Source organism: uncultured Cellulomonas sp. (genome assembly GCF_963527515.1).
In the GTDB taxonomy this organism is placed as follows: Bacteria; Actinomycetota; Actinomycetes; order Actinomycetales; family Cellulomonadaceae; genus Cellulomonas.
In genome coordinates this window covers 1-9,025 of sequence record NZ_CAURTV010000123.1, presented here as the reverse complement: position 1 = coordinate 9,025, position 9,025 = coordinate 1, and the positions used below count along the sequence as shown (strand labels likewise).

Annotated in this window: 9 protein-coding genes; 8 read left to right on the top strand and 1 reads right to left on the bottom strand. The window is 72.0% G+C overall.

Features of this window, described 5'->3' with window-relative positions:
- The 7 genes from RYN42_RS18110 to RYN42_RS18080 form a co-directional block, all read left to right on the top strand.
- Positions 1–1,186 (top strand): hypothetical protein (locus RYN42_RS18110; protein ID WP_315098335.1); only part of this gene is annotated, 1,186 nt, incomplete at its 5' end.
- Entirely contained in the window at positions 1,183–1,731 is a 549-nt protein-coding gene (locus tag RYN42_RS18105; protein ID WP_315098333.1) for a HEAT repeat domain-containing protein, read from the top strand. The genes RYN42_RS18110 and RYN42_RS18105, both read left to right, overlap by 4 nt.
- Before the next feature lie 643 nt (positions 1,732–2,374).
- Complete coding sequence (gene dnaK, locus RYN42_RS18100; protein ID WP_315098330.1) at positions 2,375–4,237, top strand: molecular chaperone DnaK; 1,863 nt, start codon at positions 2,375–2,377, stop codon at positions 4,235–4,237.
- Positions 4,234–4,794 carry a nucleotide exchange factor GrpE gene (grpE, locus tag RYN42_RS18095; protein WP_315098327.1) on the top strand — a complete coding sequence of 187 codons (561 nt, stop codon included), beginning with the start codon at positions 4,234–4,236 and terminating at the stop codon, positions 4,792–4,794. The genes dnaK and grpE overlap by 4 nt, the downstream gene beginning before the upstream one ends.
- Positions 4,795–4,876: 82 nt before the next feature.
- Positions 4,877–5,842, top strand: coding sequence for a DnaJ C-terminal domain-containing protein (locus RYN42_RS18090; RefSeq protein ID WP_315098324.1), 966 nt, complete (start codon positions 4,877–4,879; stop codon positions 5,840–5,842).
- A 2-nt stretch (positions 5,843–5,844) separates the two neighbouring features.
- Positions 5,845–6,264, top strand: a complete 420-nt coding sequence (locus tag RYN42_RS18085; RefSeq protein WP_315098321.1) for a heat shock protein transcriptional repressor HspR — start codon at positions 5,845–5,847, stop codon at positions 6,262–6,264.
- Positions 6,265–6,323: 59 nt separating this feature from the next.
- The gene (locus RYN42_RS18080) at positions 6,324–7,820 is read left to right on the top strand and encodes a hypothetical protein (protein ID WP_315098318.1); all 1,497 of its coding nucleotides are present in this window, start codon (positions 6,324–6,326) and stop codon (positions 7,818–7,820) included.
- 36 nt (positions 7,821–7,856) lie between these two features.
- Here RYN42_RS18080 and RYN42_RS18075 read toward each other — a convergent pair whose 3' ends face one another.
- Positions 7,857–8,582: an AIM24 family protein gene (locus RYN42_RS18075; protein ID WP_315098316.1), complete on the bottom strand. Its 726-nt coding sequence runs from the start codon at positions 8,580–8,582 to the stop codon at positions 7,857–7,859.
- A 141-nt stretch (positions 8,583–8,723) separates the two neighbouring features.
- Here RYN42_RS18075 and RYN42_RS18070 point away from each other — a divergent pair.
- A partial coding sequence (locus RYN42_RS18070) for a hypothetical protein (RefSeq protein WP_315098313.1) occupies positions 8,724–9,025 on the top strand: 302 nt, incomplete at its 3' end.

Below are 9,025 nucleotides of genomic sequence, written 5' to 3'. Positions count from 1 at the left end.
CCGCCGGCGCCGTCAGGAGGAGCGCCGCCACGCCGACCTCGAGCGCGCGCGCCGGGACCTGCCCCCGCGCATAGCGGCCCTCCTGCGCGGCGGCGTGTCGCAGTGGCGCCTGCGCGCGCTCCTGCTCGCGTGGAGGCTGCGGTACCGGCTGCGCGTGCTGACCATGCGCGGCGAGGGCCGGTCGCTGTCGGTGGTCGCCGCGAACAGCCCCGAGACGGATCTCGTCCGCTCGATCCTCAAGGGCTGGGGCGAGGAGGTGAACCGGATCCTGCGCGACGTGTCGGAGTCGATCCTGGCCGACGCGGAGGTCCGCCGGCTGGCCCAGCACATCGTCGACCAGCGTCGCGCGGGCCGAGGATCGGAGGAGCACCCCATCGAGATGCCGGTCGGGCACGGCGGCGCCCCCGCGGCGCGCGACCTGCGGGACATGAGCATCGCCGGCCGCGGGGCCGAGGGGACCCGCAAGGTTGTCCCCGGCATGCCGGGCATCACGGCGAGCCAGGTCGAGCGCGGGAGGCGGTACCCGCAGGAGGAGCACTACACGTTCCCCGGCCAGCAGGGCATGCCCGTGCGTGAGGTCGCGGCGGGCAGCCTGCACCCGGGCAACATCATCGTGGTCGGCCCGGGGACGTACCCGACCATCGCCGCCAACACCCCAGAGAAGGTCCGGCTCATGCAGCGGGCGATCTTCGCGATGCAGGCCGGCAACCCGCCGCCGGCTGGGCTCACGCCGACGGAGCTCGCCTCCGCCGCGAGCCTGGCTCGCCTCGCGCAGGTCGAGTCGGCACGCAGCACGTCCGGGCTGGCGACTGAGAACATGGGCAACCTGCTCGCCGCGCAGGGGCACCTGCCGTGGGAGGAGCGCTACGGGCCGGAGCAGCCCATGGTCGTGAGGGGCTCGGGCGCCGTGGGTCGGCGGGCGCACGGGCGGCTGCACCCGGACAGCCCGGAGACGCCCGGGCTCGGCGGGGTCGGTACGGCGAGCGCCGCGGACGTCGACGTCTTCCTGTCGCGCGAGCTGGTGCTCGTGACCCGGTTCCTCGTGGCGCAGATGACCGCGCAGCGTGAGCTGTACGACAACGAGACCGCGCTGACCCAGTACGTCCGCAAGCACCTGCGCGATCAGCTGCTGCACCTGCTGCGGTCGGCCGACAGGGCCGGCACGGTGGCAGGGCCGGGCACATGAGCACGCGCGTGGTGCTGGCGCCGACGACGTCCCGCGCGGCGTTCCACCGGCTGGCCGGGAGCCGGGGCTGGGTGCTCCGGGGCCTGGTGGACCCGACCGCGGACGAGCCGTACGAGGAGATCTGGCGGGCGCCGGGCGGAGCGGTGCACTACGTCGAGGACGACCGGCTCGGCGTTGCGTCCGTGGTGGTCCTGGGCGACGACGCCGAGGCGCTCGCGGCCGAGGTGACCGGCGGCCTCGACACCCTGGGGACCGCGGAGGCGATGGCGTGGTTCGCCGTTGCGGTGACCGACGAGCAGCGGCGCCAGGCCGTGTCGCACGTCGCGGCGACCGCCGAGCGCGTCGACCCCGGTGTCGTCTCGGTGCTCGAGGAGGCGCTGACCGACCCGAGCCCCCGGGTCCGGCGCGCCGCGCTGTACGCCGCGGCGCACCTGTCGTGGCCCGAGGTGCTCCCGGCGGTCGCCGGGATGGTGTCGGGCGACCCGGACCCCGACCTGCGGGCCTGGGCCGGCCGCGCGGCCAGGGCGATCGCGGACGGCGCCTGACGCGCGGATCATGCGCTCGCTGGGTCCTGCCCCGCGGCCACCGTGCGGCGTCGGGCTGGGGTGGGCCCGGTGGGGCTCGAACCCGCCGACGCCGTGGTCGAGTGCACGAGCGACACCGCGACACAGACCGCGGCAAGAAGTGCCTCTCGATCGACGACGGGCCACGTCCGGGCGGGCACCTGCGTCCAGGTACTCGACGTGGGTCGTCTGCCAGCCTTCGGGCGCGAGGTCCCACCGGTCGGATCCGCGCCGCGCCGCGAGATCGATCGCGCTCTCCATGCGGGCCACCGAAGCGAGTTCCCCGCCCGTCACGCGTGCGGACTTGACCTCGCGGAGCTCCGTGCCGCACCACTTTCGCCGCGTTCGGTGGACGTGGTCGTCGTCGTGCCGAGCGGTCTGAGCGTCTTCCCGCGGGATCCGCCACGTCTTCCTACGCACTCTGCCGAGGGATGGAGGGGGAGGACGAGCAACCCGCCCATAGAAGACCCCTCGGGAATGCATCCCCGCTCCCCAAGGTTGAGCCCAACAGACTCAAGTTCGACCACTCACGTTTGCACGAAGCCTCAAGCCGACGCAGACTTGAGCCAGCCGGACTCAAGAGCGAGACGTCAGTCACCGCAGGAACACGAAAGAAGGCACACACATGGCACGAGCAGTCGGCATCGACCTCGGCACCACCAACTCGGTGGTCTCGGTCCTCGAGGGCGGCGAGCCCACGGTCATCGCGAACGCCGAGGGGTCGCGCACGACGCCGTCGGTGGTCGCGTTCTCCAAGACGGGTGAGGTGCTGGTCGGCGAGATCGCCAAGCGCCAGGCCGTCACCAACGTCGACCGCACGATCTCGTCCGTCAAGCGCCACATGGGCACGGACTGGTCCGCGGCCATCGACGAGAAGAAGTACACCGCGCAGGAGATCAGCGCGCGGGTGCTCTCCAAGCTCAAGCGGGACGCGGAGGCCTACCTGGGCGAGCCCGTCACCGACGCGGTCATCACCGTCCCGGCGTACTTCAACGACGCCGAGCGCCAGGCCACCAAGGACGCCGGCGCCATCTCGGGCCTCAACGTCCTGCGAATCATCAACGAGCCCACCGCGGCCGCCCTGGCCTACGGCCTGGAGCGCGGCAAGGAGGACGAGCTCATCCTCGTCTTCGACCTCGGCGGTGGCACGTTCGACGTGTCCCTGCTCGAGGTGGGCAAGGACGACGACGGCTTCTCGACGATCGAGGTCCGCGCGACCTCCGGCGACAACCGGCTCGGCGGCGACGACTGGGACAACCGGATCGTCGACTTCCTGGTCTCGGAGGTGAAGAACTCCACGGGCGTCGACCTGGCCAAGGACAAGATCGCCGTGCAGCGTCTGCGCGAGGCGGCGGAGCAGGCCAAGAAGGAGCTCTCGTCCGCGACGAGCACCAACATCTCGATGCAGTACCTGTCGATGAGCGAGAACGGCCCGGTCCACCTGGACACCAAGCTCACGCGCGCGCAGTTCCAGCAGATGACGCAGGACCTGCTCGACCGCACCAAGGCGCCGTTCCAGTCGGTCATCCGCGACGCCGGCATCAAGCTGTCCGAGATCGACCACGTGGTCCTCGTCGGCGGCTCGACCCGCATGCCCGCGGTCACCGAGGTGGTCAAGGAGCTCACCGGCGGTCAGGAGCCCAACAAGGGCGTCAACCCGGACGAGGTCGTCGCCGTCGGTGCCGCGCTGCAGGCCGGCGTCATGAAGGGCGACCGCAAGGACGTCCTGCTCATCGACGTCACCCCGCTGAGCCTCGGCATCGAGACCAAGGGCGGCGTGATGACCAAGCTCATCGAGCGCAACACGGCCATCCCGACCAAGCGCTCCGAGATCTTCTCCACCGCCGAGGACAACCAGCCGTCCGTGCTGATCCAGGTGTTCCAGGGCGAGCGCGAGTTCGCGCGGGACAACAAGCCGCTCGGCACCTTCGAGCTCACCGGCATCGCGCCGGCTCCCCGTGGCGTGCCGCAGGTCGAGGTCACGTTCGACATCGACGCCAACGGCATCGTGCACGTGTCCGCCAAGGACCGCGGCACCAACAAGGAGCAGTCGATGACGATCACCGGCGGCTCGGCCCTCCCCAAGGAGGACATCGAGCGCATGGTGCGCGAGGCCGAGGAGCACGCGGCCGAGGACAAGGCGCGTCGCGAGGAGGCCGAGACCCGCAACAGTGCCGAGCAGCTCGTCTACTCGACGGAGAAGCTGCTGGTCGACAACGCCGACAAGCTGCCCGACGAGGTCAAGACCGAGGTCCAGGCCGCGGTCGGCGAGCTCAAGACCGCGCTCGAGGGTACGGACCTCGACACGGTCAAGGCCAAGCACTCGGCCCTGCTCGCGGCCAGCCAGAAGATCGGCGAGGCGCTCTACTCCGCCGAGAACATGGCGGGCGCTGCGCCGACCGACGGTCAGCCGGCGGCGGACACCTCCTCCGACGAGGACGTCGTCGACGCCGAGATCGTCGACGACGAGGAGGAGGCGGCCAAGTGACCACCGGCCCCACCGACTCGAACGAGGAGCTGACCCCCGAGGAGCAGGTCCTCGCCGACGCCGAGTCCATCGCGGCCGGCGCCGAGGAGGAGGTCGTGCTCGAGGGTCTGGTCGCGGCCGAGAAGCTGGCGGCCGAGCGGCTCGACGAGCTGCAGCGGTCGCAGGCGGCCTACTACAACCTCGAGCAGCAGTACTCCGGGTTCGTGAAGCGGTCGAAGGCCGACGCCCTCGCCGCCCACGAGCGCGGCGTGCACGCGATCGTGGAGGCCCTCATCCCGGTGCTCGACGACATCGAGCTGGCCCGCCAGCACGGTGACCTGACCGGACCGTTCGTGTCGATCGCGGAGAAGCTCGAGGCGACCCTGGGTCGCTTCGGGGTGGCCCGCTACGGCGCGGTCGGCGAGCCGTTCGACCCCGCGGTGCACGAGGCGCTCATGCACTCGCACTCCCCGGAGGTCACGGAGTCGAGCGTCCAGATGGTGCTGCAGCCCGGCTACCGAACCCCGGACCGGATCCTGCGGGCGGCGCGCGTCGCCGTCGTGGACCCCGAGGCGTAGAAACCCCAGTAGCGTCCGAGCAGGTGCGGGTCAGGGCCCACATCTGCTCGGACGCTACGAACACTCGAAGGAAGGAGGCGGCGTGACCGGACAGGACTGGCTCGAGAAGGACTTCTACTCCGTCCTCGGCGTGCCCAAGGACGCCGACGCCGCCACCATCAAGAAGGCCTACCGCAAGCTCGCGCGGCAGATGCACCCCGACCACAACCCGGGTGACGCGAAGGCCGAGGCACGGTTCAAGGACGTCGGCGAGGCCTACGCGGTCCTGTCGGACACCGAGCAGCGCGGCCAGTACGACCAGCTGCGCGCGATGGCGGGCGGCCCGCGGTTCACCTCCCCCGGGCGCGGCGGCACCGCCGGGTTCGAGGACGTGTTCGGCGGCATGTTCGGTGGTCAGCAGGGCGGCCGGGTGCGGTACACCAACGCCCCCGGTGGTGCCGCGGGCTTCGAGGACATCCTCGGCGGCCTGTTCGGCAACGCCGGCGGCGGCTTCGCGCCAGGACCGCAGCAGGGCGTCGACCTGGCCACCAGCGCCACGCTGCCCTTCCGGCAGGCGGTCGAGGGGTCGACGGTCTCGCTGACGGTCGAGGGTCGCACCATCAACGCGCGGATCCCCGCGGGCGTCCGCGACGGCCAGAAGATCCGGCTGCGCGGCAAGGGCCGTCCCGGCGAGCGCGGCGGCCCTGCGGGCGACCTGGTCATCACCGTCCGCGTCACCCCGCACCCGGTCTTCTCGATCGACGGCGACAACCTGCGCATGACGGTCCCGGTCGCGTTCGACGAGGCCGCGCTGGGCGCCACCATCGAGGTGCCGACGCTCGACGGGTCCACCGTCCGCGTCCGCGTGCCCGAGGGCACGCCGTCCGGCCGTGTGCTGCGCGTCAAGGGCAAGGGCGTCCCCGGCACCAAGGGCGACCTGCTCATCCTGGTCCAGGTCGTCGTGCCCCAGCGGCTCAACAGCGCCGCGCGGGAGGCCGTCCAGGCGTTCGGCATCGCGACCTCCGGTGAGGACGTGCGCGCCGACCTGCTCGACGCGGCGAAGACGTAGCCATGCCTGCCGAGGACGCCAAGGTCTACGTCATCTCGGTCGCGGCCGAGCTGGCCGGCATGCACCCGCAGACCCTGCGCCAGTACGACCGGCTCGGCCTCGTCAGCCCCAGCCGCGCGAGCGGCCGCGGTCGGCGCTACTCGCTGCGAGACATCGCGACCCTGCGCGAGGTGCAGCGGCTGTCCCAGGACGAGGGCGTCAACCTGGCGGGGATCAAGCGGATCCTCGAACTCGAGGCGGAGCTGGAGGGACTGAGGCGGCAGGTCGAGTACCTGCGCGCGTTCGTCGAGCCCGGCCGTCGCATCTTCACGGCCGACCCCCGCGGCGACGTCGTCGCCGTCAACCGCACGCCGTCCCGCAGCCGCCGCGCGACGGCGACCACGGACCGCGGGGCCGTCGTCCTCTGGCGGCCGTCGCGCTGAGCATGCCGCGCGGGTGAACGACCGGCGCGGCGACGGTCTGCGCCGCTACGGTGACTGCCGTGAAGCGCACCGTCTGGGCGTCCGCCCTCCTGTCCGTCGTCCTGGCCGCGTCGGCCGTCCCGCTCGCCACGGCGGCCTCCGCCGCGAGCTGCGGCACCGTGCACGGCACCGTGACCGACGAGCACACGGGCGTCGCGCTGCCCGGCATGCTCGTCGAGGTCGTCGGCATCGCGGAGTGGGCCGGCCAGGGCGTGGTCGCCAGCGCGACGTCGGCGGCCGACGGGTCGTTCGCGATCCCTGTGACCTGCGCCAACATGAGCGCCACCACCCGTACCACGGACCCGTCCGGCTTCTACGGCCCCCGCTACGGCGGTGCCGGCACCGACGTCGAGTCGGGGTCGGGCTTCTGGCTGGGCGGCAACGGCGAGGACGTCGCGCAGGACCGCAGCGTGCGCCTGACCGCGCCCGGTCGGCTGGTGCCGGTGGAGCCCACCCGCGTCATCGACACCCGCGAGGACGCGGAGGGCCCGCTGGGACCCGGCGAGGTCGCGCGGTTCCTGCTCGACGAGCTCCCGGACCACACGGTCGCGGTCGTCCTCAACCTGACGGCGACCCAGGGCACCGCGTCGACGAGCTTCGTCTCCGCGCTGTCGTACCAGTACGCCGAGCCGCGCACGAGCGTCATCAACTCCTCGGCCGGCCGCGACGTCGCCAACCTGGTCACCGTCCCCGTCTCGCGCTACTCCGAGTCCGGCGTGTACGAGGTGGTCCTCTACAACAACGCGGGCTACACCCACCTGGTCGCCGACCTCCAGGGGATCTACTCGAGCGACGAGGGTGCCGGCTTCCAGCCGATCGCGCCGACGCGGGTGCTCGACACCCGGGACTCGTCCCCGCTCGGACCGCGCGGCACGCGTTCGCTGGTGCTGGCCGGCCCCGGCAAGGTCGCGCCCGCAGACGCCGTCGCTGCCGCGGTGACGATCACCTCGACGCGCGCCACCGCCCGCACCTCGTACGTGTCGGCCTACCCGTCGGACGCGACGGACGGCCCGTCGACGAGCGTCCTGAACGCCTACCAGAACGACGACATCCCGAACCTCGCCATCGTGCCGCTGGGCCCGGACGGCGCGCTGACGCTCTACAACGACCAGGGCTCGACGGACATCGTCGTGGACGTCGTCGGCTGGTTCGTGGAGTCGGGTGGCGCCGACTACTACCCGATCGAGGCCCGACGCGCAGTCGGGTCGCGCACCGTCGACACGGGGCGCGTGCTGGAGTTCACCGCAGACAGCGCCCAGGTCGAGGTGCGCGACGACGCCGTCGCGATGTCCCTCAACCTGACGACAGCGAGCGCGTCGAAGCTGTCCTACCTCACGGTCTACCCGACCGGCACGACGAGGCCGTTCGCCAGCAACGCCAACGCCCGACCCGGTGCGGACATCGCCACCGGTGTGCTCACCCGGCTCGGTGCGGGCGCCGCGTTCTCCGTCTACAACAACAGCGGCGACGTCCTCGCGCTCGTCGACGTGTCGGGGTACTTCGCGGTCAACGACTGAGCGGGCGACGCGCGCCTCTCCGGCGGACGGACCGCCTCAGCCGCCGAGCAGGCTGCCCAGGCCTCCGCTGCTGCGCTGCTGGGTCTGGTGACCGCCGGCGACGACGGACTCGCTGGGCTGCACCAGCACGTAGCCCTGGCCGCCGAAGGCCATCTGCACCAGCTCGCCGGTACCGCCGCGGATCATCGAGGACAGGCCGCCCGTGTCCACGCGCACGTCCATGCTCACCCCCGAGGTCCACAGCACCACGGCCTGCGCATCGGCGAACGTGGGGCTGGTCGCGACGTCCAGGGCCACGGGGTCGCCCTTGGTGGTGACCGCGACGTAGCCGGTGCCGCGCAGCGAGACGTTGTACAGGCCGCCGGCCATCATGCCGCCGCGCGCCTGCACCCGGTGGATGTCCCACTCGATCGACGCCGAGAACGCCAGCACGTTGGCCCCGTTGACGGAGACCATGTCGTTCTCCAGGTACATCACCTGGACCTCGCTCGCCTGGTCGGCCACGAACAGCTCGCCGTTGCCGGTGCACTGCATCATGTCGACGCCCTCACCGGTGAGCTTCGACTTGATCAGCTTGTCGAGGCCGCCCGACCCCTTGTTCTGGAACCGCACGTCGCCCTGGTACGCGACCATCGAGCCGGTCCGCGCCCACACCGGGCCGTAGCTCATCTGGACCTTGAGGAGCTTCTTGTTCTGCAGCGAGAAGGGGTCCTGCGAGGCGTTCTCGCGGAAGTCCGTGAACAGCGAACCGTGGATCGTCATGGCGGTCGATCTCCTTGGGGGCGAAGTGCCGAGAAGCCGTGGAGCAGGGTGCTTCGCACACTAACGGCGCGGTCCCGCGGTGCGTACGCTTTCGACCGGCGGACATGGCGTCCGCCGGCACCGGGAGCGAAGGAGCACCCCATGGGATTCCTGGACAAGGCCAAGGCCGCGGCGACGGACCTGGCCGCCAAGGCGGACACCGCGATCAACTCGGCCGTGGGCTCCGGGTCGGCCGGTGGCGGTCGGCCGGGTGACGCCGAGAAGTACCTGCGCGACCTGGGGCTGCTGACCTACCTGAGCACCACGGGCCGGCCCGTCGAGGAGGCCGAGCGCGAGCGCGTGCTGAGCAGCCTGCGTGCGATCGACGCCGCGGGCGGCCTGCGGTCGCACGCGCTGCACACCGCGCCGCCGCCGCCCCCCGGGTACGCGGGCCAGGCCGCACC

Coding starts and splice junctions, on each gene's coding strand:
- RYN42_RS18105 (WP_315098333.1), top strand. CDS start 1,183: ATGAGCACGCGCGTGGTGCTGGCGCCGACGACGTCCCGCGCGGCGTTC.
- dnaK (WP_315098330.1), top strand. CDS start 2,375: ATGGCACGAGCAGTCGGCATCGACCTCGGCACCACCAACTCGGTGGTC.
- RYN42_RS18085 (WP_315098321.1), top strand. CDS start 5,845: ATGCCTGCCGAGGACGCCAAGGTCTACGTCATCTCGGTCGCGGCCGAG.
- RYN42_RS18075 (WP_315098316.1), bottom strand. CDS start 8,582: ATGACGATCCACGGTTCGCTGTTCACGGACTTCCGCGAGAACGCCTCG.